This is a genomic window from Pantoea sp. WMus005 (assembly GCF_013415305.1).
GTDB classification, from domain to species: Bacteria; Pseudomonadota; Gammaproteobacteria; order Enterobacterales; family Enterobacteriaceae; genus Pantoea; species Pantoea rara.
Genome location: NZ_JACBXU010000001.1, coordinates 684,098 through 697,299, shown reverse-complemented (window position 1 = coordinate 697,299; position 13,202 = coordinate 684,098). Strand labels below are relative to the sequence as shown.

The 13,202-nt window shown below is 52.2% G+C and carries 19 protein-coding genes; 12 read left to right on the top strand and 7 right to left on the bottom strand.

Translation table 11 applies throughout. From position 1 onward, the window contains the following. Window positions 1–103: 103 nt before the first annotated feature. The 9 genes from fliL to HZZ01_RS02980 all read left to right on the top strand — a co-directional run bounded on the left by fliL (window position 104) and on the right by HZZ01_RS02980 (window position 7,334). Window positions 104–589 (top strand): flagellar basal body-associated protein FliL, encoded by a 486-nt coding sequence (gene fliL, locus HZZ01_RS03020; protein WP_090960008.1) that lies wholly within the window; start codon window positions 104–106, stop codon window positions 587–589. Between the two features lie 4 nt (window positions 590–593). After that, complete coding sequence (fliM, locus tag HZZ01_RS03015) at window positions 594–1,601, top strand: flagellar motor switch protein FliM (protein ID WP_003854473.1); 1,008 nt, start codon at window positions 594–596, stop codon at window positions 1,599–1,601. Continuing rightward, window positions 1,594–2,001: a flagellar motor switch protein FliN gene (fliN, locus tag HZZ01_RS03010; protein ID WP_179895449.1), complete on the top strand. Its 408-nt coding sequence runs from the start codon at window positions 1,594–1,596 to the stop codon at window positions 1,999–2,001. Before fliM ends, fliN begins: the two co-directional genes overlap by 8 nt. A gap of 10 nt (window positions 2,002–2,011) precedes the next feature. Next, window positions 2,012–2,410: a flagellar biosynthetic protein FliO gene (gene fliO / locus HZZ01_RS03005; RefSeq protein WP_090960002.1), complete on the top strand. Its 399-nt coding sequence runs from the start codon at window positions 2,012–2,014 to the stop codon at window positions 2,408–2,410. Next, complete coding sequence (fliP, locus tag HZZ01_RS03000; RefSeq protein ID WP_010247675.1) at window positions 2,410–3,141, top strand: flagellar type III secretion system pore protein FliP; 732 nt, start codon at window positions 2,410–2,412, stop codon at window positions 3,139–3,141. The genes fliO and fliP overlap by 1 nt, the downstream gene beginning before the upstream one ends. 26 nt (window positions 3,142–3,167) lie before the next feature. After that, window positions 3,168–3,437 (top strand): flagellar biosynthesis protein FliQ, encoded by a 270-nt coding sequence (fliQ, locus tag HZZ01_RS02995; protein WP_003854466.1) that lies wholly within the window; start codon window positions 3,168–3,170, stop codon window positions 3,435–3,437. Next, complete coding sequence (fliR, locus tag HZZ01_RS02990) at window positions 3,437–4,222, top strand: flagellar biosynthetic protein FliR (protein ID WP_179895448.1); 786 nt, start codon at window positions 3,437–3,439, stop codon at window positions 4,220–4,222. The genes fliQ and fliR overlap by 1 nt, the downstream gene beginning before the upstream one ends. A gap of 628 nt (window positions 4,223–4,850) precedes the next feature. Next, window positions 4,851–5,486 carry a transcriptional regulator RcsA gene (gene rcsA, locus HZZ01_RS02985; protein ID WP_179895447.1) on the top strand — a complete coding sequence of 212 codons (636 nt, stop codon included), beginning with the start codon at window positions 4,851–4,853 and terminating at the stop codon, window positions 5,484–5,486. 141 nt (window positions 5,487–5,627) lie between these two features. Next, on the top strand, window positions 5,628–7,334 hold the full coding sequence (locus tag HZZ01_RS02980) for a methyl-accepting chemotaxis protein (protein WP_179895446.1): 1,707 nt from the start codon (window positions 5,628–5,630) through the stop codon (window positions 7,332–7,334). 107 nt (window positions 7,335–7,441) lie between these two features. On the opposite strand, the gene dsrB is transcribed toward HZZ01_RS02980, so the two are convergent. Both dsrB and HZZ01_RS02970 read right to left on the bottom strand, forming a co-directional pair. Continuing rightward, a complete protein-coding gene (gene dsrB / locus HZZ01_RS02975; RefSeq protein ID WP_179895445.1) occupies window positions 7,442–7,636 on the bottom strand; it encodes a protein DsrB in 195 nt (64 codons plus the stop codon). Window positions 7,637–7,698: 62 nt separating this feature from the next. Next, complete coding sequence (locus HZZ01_RS02970) at window positions 7,699–7,857, bottom strand: YqaE/Pmp3 family membrane protein (RefSeq protein WP_003854456.1); 159 nt, start codon at window positions 7,855–7,857, stop codon at window positions 7,699–7,701. Window positions 7,858–8,175: 318 nt separating this feature from the next. On the opposite strand from HZZ01_RS02970, the gene HZZ01_RS02965 reads away from it, so the two are divergent. The 3 genes from HZZ01_RS02965 (at window position 8,176) to HZZ01_RS02955 (ending at window position 10,804) form a co-directional block, all read left to right on the top strand. Then, window positions 8,176–8,394 (top strand): DUF2525 domain-containing protein, encoded by a 219-nt coding sequence (locus HZZ01_RS02965; protein WP_179895444.1) that lies wholly within the window; start codon window positions 8,176–8,178, stop codon window positions 8,392–8,394. Window positions 8,395–8,761: 367 nt separating this feature from the next. Then, entirely contained in the window at window positions 8,762–9,553 is a 792-nt protein-coding gene (locus HZZ01_RS02960; RefSeq protein WP_179895443.1) for a mannosyl-3-phosphoglycerate phosphatase-related protein, read from the top strand. Window positions 9,554–9,583: 30 nt separating this feature from the next. Continuing rightward, on the top strand, window positions 9,584–10,804 hold the full coding sequence (locus tag HZZ01_RS02955; RefSeq protein ID WP_090959981.1) for a glycosyl transferase: 1,221 nt from the start codon (window positions 9,584–9,586) through the stop codon (window positions 10,802–10,804). 85 nt (window positions 10,805–10,889) lie between these two features. On the opposite strand, the gene HZZ01_RS02950 is transcribed toward HZZ01_RS02955, so the two are convergent. The 5 genes from HZZ01_RS02950 to HZZ01_RS02935 form a co-directional block, all read right to left on the bottom strand. Continuing rightward, a complete protein-coding gene (locus HZZ01_RS02950) occupies window positions 10,890–11,066 on the bottom strand; it encodes a YodC family protein (protein ID WP_179895442.1) in 177 nt (58 codons plus the stop codon). Window positions 11,067–11,250: 184 nt separating this feature from the next. After that, window positions 11,251–11,382 carry a hypothetical protein gene (locus HZZ01_RS20920; protein ID WP_255434091.1) on the bottom strand — a complete coding sequence of 44 codons (132 nt, stop codon included), beginning with the start codon at window positions 11,380–11,382 and terminating at the stop codon, window positions 11,251–11,253. A gap of 33 nt (window positions 11,383–11,415) precedes the next feature. Then, window positions 11,416–12,327 carry a DUF808 domain-containing protein gene (locus tag HZZ01_RS02945; protein WP_179895441.1) on the bottom strand — a complete coding sequence of 304 codons (912 nt, stop codon included), beginning with the start codon at window positions 12,325–12,327 and terminating at the stop codon, window positions 11,416–11,418. 10 nt (window positions 12,328–12,337) lie between these two features. Beyond that, on the bottom strand, window positions 12,338–12,613 hold the full coding sequence (locus HZZ01_RS02940; protein ID WP_090959971.1) for a hypothetical protein: 276 nt from the start codon (window positions 12,611–12,613) through the stop codon (window positions 12,338–12,340). Window positions 12,614–12,664: 51 nt separating this feature from the next. Then, a complete protein-coding gene (locus HZZ01_RS02935) occupies window positions 12,665–13,144 on the bottom strand; it encodes a very short patch repair endonuclease (RefSeq protein ID WP_179895440.1) in 480 nt (159 codons plus the stop codon). Window positions 13,145–13,202: the final 58 nt, after the last annotated feature.

The following is a 13,202-nucleotide window of genomic DNA, read 5'->3' as shown; positions in this document are numbered from 1 at the left end:
GTAAAACCCGCGTCTTATCTACCCATTGGTTTGACTTAAGACGCGGATAATCTGTCTCGTGAGCCGAGAGGCTTGCCTATAATTCACAGGAAGTAACTGCACCATGTCTGATAACGCGAAAGCAAAAGGCAGCAAACGTAAACTCTTAATACCAGTGTTGCTCATTTTGACGCTGGCCGCTTGCAGCGTGGCAGGCTATGCAGTCTGGCGAATGATGAATAAACATGAGGGCGATAAGCCTGAGGTGGCGAAAGTTGAACCGCCTCCCGCTCCGGTCTTTTTTGCACTTGATACATTTACGGTTAACCTGGTCAATCCCGATAACGATCCTGACCGCGTGCTCTACGTAGGCTTTACCCTGCGTCTGGCCGATGAGGATACCCGACGTCGGATGAATGACTATCTGCCTGAGGTGCGCAGCCGTTTGCTGCTGCTGCTCTCGCGTCAGAGTGCTGCGGCGCTGGCGACAGAGCAAGGAAAGCAGGCGCTTGTTGAACAAATCAAACAGGCGCTGACACCCCCGCTGGTAAAAGGTCAACCTCCGCAGGCTGTAAACGACGTGCTGTTTACTGCCTTCATTTTGAGGTGAATCAATGGGCGATAGCATTCTCTCCCAGGCTGAAATTGACGCCCTTTTAAACGGCGACAGCGGCAGCGCGGAAGAAGAAAAGAAACAAAACGGACCGGAAGGCGATATACGTCCTTACGATCCGAATACCCAGCGCCGTGTGGTTCGCGAGCGTTTGCAGGCGCTGGAGATTATTAATGAGCGTTTTGCCCGTAGTTTCCGTATGGCGCTGTTTAACCTGCTGCGCCGTAGCCCGGATATCAGCGTCGGGGCGATCAAGATTCAGCCGTATCATGAGTTTGCCCGCAATCTGCCGGTGCCAACCAACCTGAATCTGATCCACCTGAAGCCGCTGCGCGGCACCGCGCTGGTGGTGTTTTCACCGAGCCTGGTGTTTATCGCTGTCGACAACCTGTTTGGTGGTGACGGACGTTTTCCGACTAAAGTCGAAGGCCGTGAGTTCACCCATACCGAGCAGCGCGTGATTCGCCGCATGCTGAAGCTGGCGCTGGATGGTTACAGCGATGCATGGAAGGCCATTTATCCTCTGGACGTCGAGTATGTACGTTCAGAGATGCAGGTTAAGTTCACCAACATCACCACTTCACCGAACGACATCGTGGTTAACACGCCGTTCCAGGTGGAGATTGGTAACCTGGTGGGTGAGTTTAATATCTGCATCCCGTTTTCAATGATTGAACCGCTGCGCGAGCTGCTGGTGAACCCACCGCTCGAAAACTCCCGTCAGGAAGATAACCACTGGCGCGACAACCTGGTCAAACAGGTGCAGCACTCTGAGCTGGAACTGATTGCTCACTTTGCCGAAACCTCACTGCGTCTGTCACGGATTTTGCAGCTGAAACCCGGTGATGTGCTGCCGATTGAGAAGCCGGAACGTATTATCGCGCATGTCGATAGTGTCCCGGTATTAACCAGCCAATATGGCACGATGAATGGTCAGTACGCACTTCGTGTTGAACACCTGATTAACCCGATTTTGAATTCGCTGAACGAGGAACAGCCCCATGACTGACAGTAATAAACCGTCTGACGATGTCTCTGCGGACGATCTGTGGGCTGAAGCGATGAATGAGCAGGTCGGCAGCAGCAGTGCGCCGCAGACCGAAGACGTCTTCAAATCATTCGACAGCGGCAATGTCGCTGGATCGCTGCAGGATATCGATCTGATTATGGATATCCCGGTAAAACTTACCGTGGAACTGGGTCGCACCAAAATGACCATCAAAGAGCTGCTGCGTCTCGCGCAGGGTTCCGTGGTGTCACTGGATGGCCTGGCGGGTGAACCGCTGGATATACTGATCAACGGCTACCTGATTGCGCAGGGTGAAGTCGTGGTTGTGAACGACAAATATGGCGTTCGCATCACTGACATCATCACCCCTTCTGAACGTATGCGTCGTCTGAGTCGCTAAGAGTCACATTATGAATAGCCAGAATCAAACACTGCAACCGGCTGCACCGCACGCTCAGGCGATCTCGACCGGCTCTATGCTGGCTCAGGTCAGCAGCGTGTTAGCCGTGATTATCTTATTGATTCTGGCCTGCGCCTGGCTGGCGCGCCGTGTCGGCTTCGCGCCGAAAAAGGTCAGCAGCCAGGAGCTTAAACTCACCGCCAGCGTCTCTGTAGGCCAGCGTGAGCGGGTGGTGATTATCGATACCCCCGATGCCCGTCTGGTGCTGGGCGTCACCGCACAGCAGATTACCCATCTGCATACGCTGCCGCCGGGTGAACCGGTCTCTGTGACGCCAGTAAACAGTGCGCCACAGGATTTTCGTCAGCTGTTACAGAATCTGGTTAAACGTCCCGGAAAACCACAATGATGCGTCGACTGCTTCCTTTATTGCCACTGCTGTTACTGGCACCGGTTGCCCATGCCCAGCTGCCGGGCCTGGTGAGTCACTCACTGCCGAATGGCGGTCAGAGCTGGTCACTGCCGGTACAGACGCTGGTCTTTATCACTGCGCTGACTTTTATTCCGGCCGTGCTGCTGATGATGACCAGTTTCACCCGTATCATCATTGTGTTTGGTCTGTTGCGTAACGCCCTGGGCACGCCATCAGCGCCGCCTAACCAGGTGCTGCTCGGACTGTCATTGTTTCTGACCTTCTTTATTATGGCGCCGACCTTCGACAAAATTTATCAGGACGCCTACCTGCCGTTCAGTCAGGACAAGATCAGCATGGAGGTGGCGATTGATAAGGGTGCTCAGCCGCTGCGCGAGTTTATGCTGCGCCAGACCCGCGAAGCGGATTTAGCCTTGTTTGCACGTCTGGCGAATACCGCCCCGATTGCGGGTCCTGAAGCGGTGCCAATGCGTATTCTGCTGCCTGCTTATGTAACCAGCGAGCTGAAGACCGCGTTTCAGATTGGCTTTACCGTGTTTATCCCGTTCCTGATTATTGACCTGGTCGTTGCCAGCGTGCTGATGGCACTGGGGATGATGATGGTCCCGCCAGCGTCTATCGCGCTGCCGTTTAAACTGATGCTGTTTGTTCTGGTCGATGGCTGGCAACTGCTGGTCGGTTCACTGGCACAAAGCTTCTACTCCTGATCCCCCTTTTCTTACCGGAGCAACACATGACACCCGAATCAGTAATGGTAATGGGACAGGAAGCGATGCGCGTCGCCCTGATGCTGGCCGCCCCGCTGCTGCTGGCAGCCCTGGTCAGCGGTCTGCTGATCAGCCTTATCCAGGCTGCGACCCAGGTCAACGAACAGACCTTATCCTTTATTCCTAAGATCCTGGCGGTAGCGACTACCGGTATCATTGCCGGCCCGTGGATGCTGAATCTGCTGCTGGACTATATCCGTACCGTCTTTACCAACCTGCCTTACATCATCGGCTGATGATTACTCTCGATAGCAGCCAGCTGGTTCAATGGGTCAGTCAGTTCTTCTGGCCTCTGGTGCGCATCATGGCGTTGTTCGCCACCGCACCGATCCTCAATGAACGATCTATCAGCAAGCGTGTCAAAATCGGTCTGGCGGTGATGATCACCTGGCTGGTGATGCCGCTGTTACCGGCTGTTAACGTCACCCTGTTCTCACCGCCCGGCTTTTTGCTACTGATTCAGCAGATGTTGATTGGTATTGCGCTCGGCTTCACTATGCAGTTCGCTTTTGCTGCTGTGCGCCTTGCCGGTGAAGTGATTGGGTTGCAGATGGGCATCTCGTTTGCCACCTTTTTCGATCCAGGCAGCCGTCTTAACATGCCGGTACTGGCCCGTTTTCTCGACATGCTGGCGATGCTGCTGTTCCTGACCTTTAACGGACACTTGTGGCTGATTTCGCTGCTGGTGGACAGTTTTCATACACTGCCGATTGGCGGTGAGCCGATAAATGCCAATGCGTTTATGGCGCTGGTGAAGTCAGGCGGATTAATTTTCCTTAATGGCATGATGTTAGCGCTGCCGTTAATCGTTTTGTTACTCATGGTAAATCTGGTACTGGGTTTGTTAAACCGTGTTTCACCACAGTTATCAATCTTCGCAATTGGCTTCCCGATTACCTTATCAGTCGGAATTTTAACCATCAGCTTGCTGATGCCCCTGCTAGCCCCGTTCTGTGAGCGTTTGTTCGGTGAAATATTCGATTTACTCGCCCTGTTTCTGACCGAACTATCCCGTCCCTGAACATTAAGTTTCTAACTATCTTCGTACATAGACACTTAAGTATCGCAAAACCATCCATGCATTTTCAGAACCATGTTTTCCAGAATGCAACTAAGGAAATTCTGATAAATGTGCAGAGAGTCTGAAAATAATTCTTATTAAACCTGGCTTCGCGTATTTTAGTGGGGTGGTTCACAGAAGCTGTCAGACTGTGAATGTGCAGGCAAAATCGGCAATGCATTGTATTTACAGGAAAAAAATCTTTAAGTGATTTTTCTTGTTAAAAAATGTTTTTTCCGGCATTGTCACCGCACGCTGAGACATCACACTTTCGTAAAACAAATGTTTTTGAGAATTGTCCTATCAGAAAACATCCTGTTTTCAGGGATAGTGACACAGCTCTCAAAAAAATGAGCTTTACTGAATCTCCGGCACTTCACTGGCATTCCCCGCCATTGCCGGAGGATATGTGACGTTATGGCAGCACAAATTTTTTGCAGAACGGGTCAGGGATGAAGACTTTTACGGGCGTTTGTCCGTTACCACACTGCACGAGCAGAATAAAAAAGTATCTAAGAAATCTCTCTCGTACCGCAACGCGTATTCATCGTTGATTTAAACGGATAACAAATTGGTGAGGGTCGCTATTATGCCAACTATTATTATGGATTCCTGCAACTACACACGCCTGGGATTATCAGACTATATGTCTTTAAAAGGAGTTAAGAAGAAAAATATCTCTTCTGTCTCCGATATTGAGCAACTACAGCAAAAATGTGAGCAATTAAACCCTGGTGTCGTCTTTATTAATGAAGATTGTTTCATTCATGAGTCAGATTCCAGTGAACGTATCCGCACTATTATTACGCAGCATCCCGATACACTGTTTTTTATATTCATGGCGATTAGCAATATCCATTTTGAGGAATATCTCTACGTTCGTAAGAACCTGATTATTACGTCAAAATCGATGAAGACATCGACCCTGGACTCTTTACTTGGTACCTATTTGCAGAAGAAGCTTAACCAGTCTGCACGTATCTCTTCGGGCATGGATGTTCATCCATTAACCCTGAGCCAGACTGAGTCAAACATGCTGAAAATGTGGATGTCAGGTCATGATACCATCCAGATCTCAGATAAAATGCAAATTAAGGCCAAAACGGTATCGTCACACAAAGGTAATATTAAACGCAAAATTAAAACACATAATAAGCAGGTTATTTATCATGTGGTGCGTTTAACCGATAATGTGACCTCGGGTATTTACGTTAATATTCGCTGATCGTAAAACCTGAAGAACCGGCCATTATGGCCGGTTTTTTTTTGCGCTGAATTGCGATCTATGTCTCATTCTTACCGCTAAGCTTTTACGCTCTTTTGCCGATGTTATGCCCTATAACAACAGCCTCAAGAGAGCAAGGATATGAACACTGCATTAGATAATGATGGACATACGAGCGCTGGCATCTGGCAGAATCTCCGCCTGGTACCACTGTTTAGCCTGATCTTCGGCGGCATTTTGCTGCTGTTCGCACTCTGTATTGGTGTCGCCAGTTACTTTCTGATTTTAGGTAATCATTCCCTCAGTGATGCCACGGACGAAATTCAGGTTCGCATGGGCCTCTCTAACAGTTCAAACCACCTGCGTACTGCGCGTCTGACGATCATTCAGGCCGGTGCCGCCGCACGTATTGGTGACATGGATGAGTTTCGCGCCAATGTAACTGCGGCTGAAAAACGTATTCAGCAGGCAAAAGATGGCTTCGCTGTCTATCAGGCACGTGAAGTGAAGACCCCTGCTGACACTGACCTGGATGCCACGCTGCAGGCTCGCTTTAACGATTACATTAATAAAGGCCTGATACCGATGATCGACGCCGGTAAACAGGGCAGCTTTGAGGGCATCATCGCGCAGGAAACGGACGTAACCCGCAAGCTGGATGAAGACTATAATGCGGTGTTACTGAAGGCCATCAGGATCCGTACTGACCGCGCCAATGCCATTACCGTCGAAGCCGACCACCAGTCCCGTATCGGCTTTATCGCCATGGCCGTGGCGTTCGGTGCCGCTCTGGTGCTGGTGCTGCTGACCTTTGTCTTCCTGCGCCGGGTGGTCATTAATCCGCTGCGTCAGTCGGTGATGCGTATCGAACGTATTGCACAGGGCGATCTGACCTCCGCTCCCCTGCCCTTTGGTCGCAGTGAGATTGGTACACTGATCCATAATCTGCAACTGATGCAGCAGTCGCTTGTAACCACAGTCGGAACAGTGCGCGAAGGCGCTGTGGCGATTTATCAGGGCTCCAGTGAGATTTCCGCCGGTAACACCGATCTCTCTTCCCGTACCGAGCAGCAGGCGGCGGCGCTGGAGCAGACGGCAGCCAGCATGGAACAGCTGACCGCAACAGTGAAACAGAATGCCGAGAATGCCCATCACGCCAGCCAGCTGGCTGCGGATGCTTCCGGCAAAGCACGCAGCGGTGGCGATCTGGTCAATAGCGTGGTGAAAACCATGACCAACATCTCCGGCAGCTCGAAGAAGATTGCTGAAATCACCAACGTCATTAATAGCATTGCATTCCAGACCAACATCCTGGCCTTGAACGCAGCGGTAGAAGCGGCGCGTGCCGGTGAACAGGGTCGTGGTTTTGCGGTGGTAGCCAGCGAAGTACGCAGTCTGGCCCAGCGCAGTGCGCAGGCGGCTAAAGAGATTGAATCCCTGATTGCTGAGTCGGTCACGCTGATCAAGGATGGATCGCATCAGGTTGGTGAAGCGGGCAGCACCATGGGTGAGATTGTAGAAGCGGTTCGTCGCGTTACCGATATTATGTCGGAAATTGCAGCCGCCTCGGACGAGCAGAGCCGCGGTATTCAGCAGGTGAGCCAGGCCGTCACTGAGATGGATAATGTTACTCAGCAGAACGCCTCACTGGTGGAAGAAGCTTCCGCAGCAGCGGCCTCGCTGGAAGATCAGGCGGGCAAACTAACGCAGGCGGTAGCAGCATTCCGCCTGCAGGACTTAACCGCCACCGCAGGCGTGGCGCCTCGTGCTTCTTCCCCGTTAAAAACACCGGCTCTGGCACCCCGTCCAGCGCTGGCCTCTGGCACGGATAACTGGGAAACCTTCTAAGGGTATGCCGGGTGATATTCATCGACTGACATCAGTCGATGAATCACCCAGAGTAAAAAGCCGCCTTTCCGGCAGTCGGAAAGGCGGCTTTTTCATGCGTGTCAGTCTTAGGCGTCGTGGCAGGGCTCCACGAAGATGCCATCCGGCTGGTGTGTCTCATTAAAAAACCAGATGCCTAGCGGATAATCTTCCAGCGCCACCAGAAACATGGTGCCTTCATTAAACGGCTCCATTGCCAGAATGGTGCCAATGCGACGCGGGCCGCCATCGGTTTTGACGCTGACGCGGTCATTTACCTTCATTTCGGTTCTCCTGATTATTTACTGAGTACAGTCTAAACGAAGAACCGTGCCAATGCAGCGCGTTAGCGGCGGGCAATAACCCAGACGGCGTGAATAATACCAGGGATATACCCACAGATCGTCAGCAGGATGTTCAGCCAGAAGGCACCGCCAAAACCGACCTGCATAAACACGCCCAGCGGTGGCAGCAAAATCGCAATAATAATTCTTAAAATGTCCATAACCATTCCTTTAGGTATTGATAAAAATCAGCTTTATTTTTAACTATAGCTGAATCTGCTCTGTTGAGGCTTAAAGTCAGGTAAATCTGAGTAAGGACGGACTTTTGCAATGTCTTAACATTTCACTGCAAGACTTCTTACGCGTCTGCCCTTTAAACTTCTCTCTACTGCACCACCCCATAGGTGCAGCCACAACCTGAAAGTAACAAGGATTTTGCCCGCGCAGCGCGGGCTTTTTTTTGCCTGCGATCTGCCCGCCCCCGCCTTTCGGTATCGCGTTCTATACTGAATATTCTGTTTGCTCTCAGGAGTAAGAAAATGACAGACGAAAAACAGCACAGCGAGGGTCAGCCGTCGGATTTGCAGGTTGATGTCGAGGGTTTACTGGCGGCGATTCAGGCCAGAACGTCAGGAGAAATACGAGAGTACATGGATCAGGGTCAGACGCCACGGCTGGAAGTTGAAGGACACATTTACTCTTCCTATACCGAACTGGCGGAGGCGTTTGAAATTGACATTTCTAACTATCGCGCCTGAGAAATCAGCCGATGAAATCGATTTCAAAAAAATACCCGGCGGGATGGCCGGGTAAAAAATTCAATTCGTTACACCAGGGAATTCTTAACACCCTTGCAGATTACGCGATCCCGATTTCGAAACAAGCATCAGATATGCACGTTTCTGCAACCTGCCAGGTAATTTTAGCGCTACTGTAATCAAAATATCGCACCAGTCAGTGACTTAGCCCCGCACACTTCATGCATTCCCTTTTTTCAGTCCTCTGTTTTTAAGAATTATCCTGGATTTCGCGACAGCGTGGCAGGAAAAAAAGTGTGAGCCATATTCAACTATAATATTGAAAATCCGCTGCTTTAGCCGCGAACGTGATGAAAGGAGCCTGTCAATGCCCGATCTCCACCAGCCGTTAATGATTATCACCGATCTGGATGGTTCATTACTTGACCATCATACCTATCGCTGGGATGCGGCCACCGAGTGGCTCACCACACTGAAGCAACACGACATTCCGCTGGTGATCTGTTCCAGCAAAACGGCAGCTGAAATTATTCCGCTGCAAAAAAGGCTCGGCATCAGTGCTTCACCATTCATTGCTGAAAACGGGGCCGTGGTGCAGACGCTCGATCAGCAGCAAATCCGCCTGCCCGACAATACGCTGACCTATGACACCCTCTGCCAGCGTCTTGCTACTTTGAAAACCGACTACCGTTTTACCGGCTTCCATGACTTCTCTGATCCGGAAGTGGCCTCAATGACTGGTCTGAGCGAGGCGGAATCGGCGCTGTCCCGTCAGCGCGACGCGTCAGAAGTGATTGTCTGGCGCGACAGTGATGAAGCCTTTGACCGGTTCCATGACGCGCTGCGCGCAGAAGGTCTGGCACTGACGCAGGGCGGTCGTTTCTGGCATGTGATGCCGGCGGGCAGTGGCAAAGGCGAAGCGCTGCGCTGGCTACTGGACCACTCGCCCGGTGAGACGCGCACGACCATCGGTCTGGGTGACGGACCCAACGATGCCCCAATGCTGGATGCGGTTGATTTTGCCGTGGTCATCAGGGGCTACAGTAAAACACCGGTCACACTCAGCCGGACCGACCAGCAGCAGGTTTATCATACCGCCCATCATGGCCCTGAAGGCTGGCGTGAAGGGCTGGACTATTTTTTGACTCAACCTCAATAAGCTGCCCACGGGCATTAAAAGGATGATGCGATGAGTGACTTTTATCAGAATGGCGTAATCACCAACTTCCACAACCTTACCCACCGTAGCGTGGAGTCGCTGGAAAAAGAGATGGTTCGCTTTGCCCGCAAACGCAAAATGGGGCTGATCCTGCCATCGCTTTTTTCTGAACTTGAAGGCCCGGCGCTGACAAAAATCGTCGATGAGCTGGCGAAAGTGCCCTATCTGGATGAGATCGTCATCGGACTGGATCGGGCCGACCGCGACCAGTTCCTGTTTGCCCGCGAGTTCTTTTCCCGCCTGCCGCAACGCCATCGCATTCTGTGGAACGATGGCCCGCGTCTGAAGGCGATTGATGCAGAGCTGGATAAAGAAGGTCTGTCGCCCACTAATCCTGGAAAAGGCCGTAATGTCTGGTTCTGTACCGGCTATACGCTGGCGTCGGACCGCACCAGCTGTGTCGCGCTGCATGACTGCGATATCGTGACCTACGAGCGCGGCATGCTCGCCCGTCTGCTCTACCCGCTGGCCAACCCGTCATTTCAGTATGAGTTCTGTAAGGGCTTCTATGCGCGCGTCGCGGATGGCAAGCTTAATGGCCGCGTAGGGCGTCTGCTGGTTGGGCCGCTACTGCGCTCGCTGCAGAAAGTTTATGGTCACTCAGAGTACCTGGATTACCTGTCGAGTTTCCGCTATCCGCTTTCCGGGGAGTTCGCCATGCGGACGCATGTGCTGAACGGCATCAAAATTCCTGGCGACTGGGGTCTGGAGATTGGCGTGCTGTCGGAGATTTACCGTAACTACACCACCCGTCAGTCATGCCAGGTTGAGATCGCCGACAATTACGACCACAAACACCAGCCTCTGGCGGAAGATGATGGCACCGGCGGCCTGAAGCGCATGAGCAGTGATATCGTCCAGTCACTGCTGCGTAAGCTCGCCACCATGGGTGTGCCACTGACCAGCGACTCGTTCCGTGTTCTGAAGGCCACCTATTATCGTAATGCGCTGGATATGATGGAGACCTATAACCATGAGGCGGCGATGAACGGGCTGAAGTTTGATCAGCACGTAGAAGAGGCAGCGGTAGAAATGTTTACCCAGTCGATTCTTGAAGCGGGACAGGCCTTTATTGAGCGTCCTAACGATAAGCCGTTTATACCGAGCTGGAGTCGCGTGCAGTCCGCTTTCCCGGACGTCTTGCAGCGCATCTATCAGGCCGTGGAAGAGGATAACGACGGTAACGTCTGAAACAGGGCGGCACAGGGAGCGTGCCGGGCCTTCAATAAGCAGAAAGCGGGCCTGACGGGTCGCAGGACCCACAGGCCTGATGTTATCAGCTCGCCAGTTGCTCAGCATTCAGTGCGCTCAGCTCATCGCTGCGAAACGCTTCGCTGCGCACGGCATAGCCGTCATACCAGCGGCACTCCACCATGCCACTCGCGAAGCCGGTCACCACCATCGTCTGACCCTGTTCCTTGTGCTGCACTTCTTCACTGATTGCGAAAACCATGTTGCGCTCCTTAAATGGATGTTACTAACCTGAGTGATTATTATCTTTATAGCAGGCAAAGCCGACACCTGCCTGTTAAGGCAAGTAAAAAACGGGCAAATTCGGAATTAATCAGCTGGATATGCGGAAAATAAAAAAGCGGATAAGAAAACATATCCGCTTTGATGAAGCATTGACGCTGACGTCAGATTTTACAGCCTTCGCAATCGGCTTCGTCGCCAGGATCATCCGGCACTTCGCTGGCTTTTTTCTCTGCTTTCGCTTCAGCCTGCTCAAGCTGTGCGTCGATATCAAATTCAAACATGTCGTCGTTCATCGTCATTCTCCTGACCGTAAATCACAGTGCGCTTTATACCGATTTTCCGCGCACTCTGGCAATAAGGTTGACCACTAACAGCACGATCGACCCAATGATAAAACCGAGTACCAGGTTGGCGCCGTTGCTCAGCAGCATCGCGATCCAGCCGCTGAAGCCGCCGCTGACTTCCTCAATAAGATGATGCAGCGGCGCAATGCCATGAACCACGATACCGCCGCCGACCAGGAACATCGCGATGGTGCCGACGACCGAAAGAATCTTCATCAGCCAGGGCGCGGCAGCCAGCAGCACGCTACCGATGCCCTGCGCGATGCGTGACGTTTTTTCACGCAGCCAGAAGCCGAGGTCATCAATTTTTACAATGGCCGCCACGATGCCGTAAACGCCGATGGTGACCAGAATCGCGATGCCCGCCAGAATAATCACCTGGTTGAGCAGCGGCGCCTCCGACACGATGCCTAAGGTAATCGCGACAATTTCTGCTGACAGAATAAAATCGGTGCGCACTGCGCCTTTGATCTTCTTCTTTTCAAACTCAGCCGCATTCTGGTTCGCCAGCGAATCGAGTCGCTGCTTACGCGCTTCCGGTGATTTGCTCTGCTTGTCCTGCTGCAGCGTGTGCATCACCTTCTCAACGCCTTCGTAGCAGAGATAGGCACCGCCGATCATCAGCAGTGGCGTAATCAGCCAGGGGGCAAACGCGGAGATAATCAGCGCCAGTGGCACCAGAATCAGTTTGTTGAGAAACGATCCCTTGGCCACGCCCCATACGACCGGCAGTTCACGGTTGGCTTTTACGCCGGTGACCTGCTGTGCATTCAGCGACAAATCGTCGCCCAGTACGCCAGCGGTCTTTTTCGCCGCCACTTTTCCCATGACGGAAATATCGTCCAGAAGTGTTGCAATATCATCAAGTAAAGTCAGTAAACTGGTGCCTGCCAAAATCTTATCCTTAGTCTGGTTCGTTATGTTGACAACATGGGCAGCGCTCAATTTCCGTTACGGTCATCTCGGCGATGCCCTCACAATCCCACTCTACCCGCACCGTCTCGCCTGCTGCTCCTTCAGCATGCAAATATTTGCTGACCGGGCTTTCAGTCATGCCAGTGATCTCCTCCGTGGCGATAAGCCTGTCGCCGCAGTAGACCCGCGCGGTCGCTTTGGTATTCACCATTCGCTCGTCACGAATCTGGTAAAGGCGTTTTACCGTCAGTTTTATGCTGCTCATTAAGGCTCCTGGCCACGGAGAAAGCGCAGATCTAACCAATTATGTCCCTGATTAGCAATCGGCGTTGTAATGATGGATGCCCTGATGGTCGACCTCGGCACTCTCCGACATCACCATCAGCCACTCCTCCAGCCGCTCCAGCAGGTCCTGATCGCCCAGGCGCAGTTTGCCGCGAAGCGCGCACTCCCAGATGATCAGTACTTTCCAGCCGGCTTCCTGCAGCAGGCGCACATAGCGCCGGTCGCGTTCAACATTACTGTTGATTTTGCCGGTCCAGAACTCTGTGCGCGTCGCCGGCATTTTAAACAGATAGCAGTGATGACGATGCCAGAAGCAGCCATGAACAAAGATAATCGCCTGTTGTTCTGTCAGAACGAAATCGGGCCGTCCCGGCAGATTTTTATCCTGTACGCGAAAGCTAAACCCCCGGTCTTTCAGCAACAGCGCAATACGTTGCTCAATGGCCGTATCCTGAGCGCGAATGGCACGCATATTTTTGCTGCGTGTTTCGCTGGAGTGAACATCAGCCATAACCTCTCCTTTTTTGCTGGTTCAGTAACTTTAGTCTGCGCCACGAAAAGCGAAAGCT

Excerpts from the sequence above, each read along its gene's own strand:
- HZZ01_RS02970 (WP_003854456.1), bottom strand. The coding sequence starts at position 7,857 with ATGGACATTTTAAGAATTATTATTGCGATTTTGCTGCCACCGCTGGGC.
- HZZ01_RS02940 (WP_090959971.1), bottom strand. The coding sequence starts at position 12,613 with ATGAGCAGCATAAAACTGACGGTAAAACGCCTTTACCAGATTCGTGAC.
- fliQ (WP_003854466.1), top strand. The coding sequence starts at position 3,168 with ATGACACCCGAATCAGTAATGGTAATGGGACAGGAAGCGATGCGCGTC.
- HZZ01_RS02965 (WP_179895444.1), top strand. The coding sequence starts at position 8,176 with ATGACAGACGAAAAACAGCACAGCGAGGGTCAGCCGTCGGATTTGCAG.
- fliM (WP_003854473.1), top strand. The coding sequence starts at position 594 with ATGGGCGATAGCATTCTCTCCCAGGCTGAAATTGACGCCCTTTTAAAC.
- dsrB (WP_179895445.1), bottom strand. The coding sequence starts at position 7,636 with ATGAAGGTAAATGACCGCGTCAGCGTCAAAACCGATGGCGGCCCGCGT.
- fliL (WP_090960008.1), top strand. The coding sequence starts at position 104 with ATGTCTGATAACGCGAAAGCAAAAGGCAGCAAACGTAAACTCTTAATA.
- fliR (WP_179895448.1), top strand. The coding sequence starts at position 3,437 with ATGATTACTCTCGATAGCAGCCAGCTGGTTCAATGGGTCAGTCAGTTC.
- fliO (WP_090960002.1), top strand. The coding sequence starts at position 2,012 with ATGAATAGCCAGAATCAAACACTGCAACCGGCTGCACCGCACGCTCAG.
- rcsA (WP_179895447.1), top strand. The coding sequence starts at position 4,851 with ATGCCAACTATTATTATGGATTCCTGCAACTACACACGCCTGGGATTA.
- HZZ01_RS02955 (WP_090959981.1), top strand. The coding sequence starts at position 9,584 with ATGAGTGACTTTTATCAGAATGGCGTAATCACCAACTTCCACAACCTT.
- HZZ01_RS02960 (WP_179895443.1), top strand. The coding sequence starts at position 8,762 with ATGCCCGATCTCCACCAGCCGTTAATGATTATCACCGATCTGGATGGT.
- HZZ01_RS20920 (WP_255434091.1), bottom strand. The coding sequence starts at position 11,382 with ATGAACGACGACATGTTTGAATTTGATATCGACGCACAGCTTGAGCAG.
- fliN (WP_179895449.1), top strand. The coding sequence starts at position 1,594 with ATGACTGACAGTAATAAACCGTCTGACGATGTCTCTGCGGACGATCTG.
- HZZ01_RS02980 (WP_179895446.1), top strand. The coding sequence starts at position 5,628 with ATGAACACTGCATTAGATAATGATGGACATACGAGCGCTGGCATCTGG.
- HZZ01_RS02935 (WP_179895440.1), bottom strand. The coding sequence starts at position 13,144 with ATGGCTGATGTTCACTCCAGCGAAACACGCAGCAAAAATATGCGTGCC.
- fliP (WP_010247675.1), top strand. The coding sequence starts at position 2,410 with ATGCGTCGACTGCTTCCTTTATTGCCACTGCTGTTACTGGCACCGGTT.
- HZZ01_RS02950 (WP_179895442.1), bottom strand. The coding sequence starts at position 11,066 with ATGGTTTTCGCAATCAGTGAAGAAGTGCAGCACAAGGAACAGGGTCAG.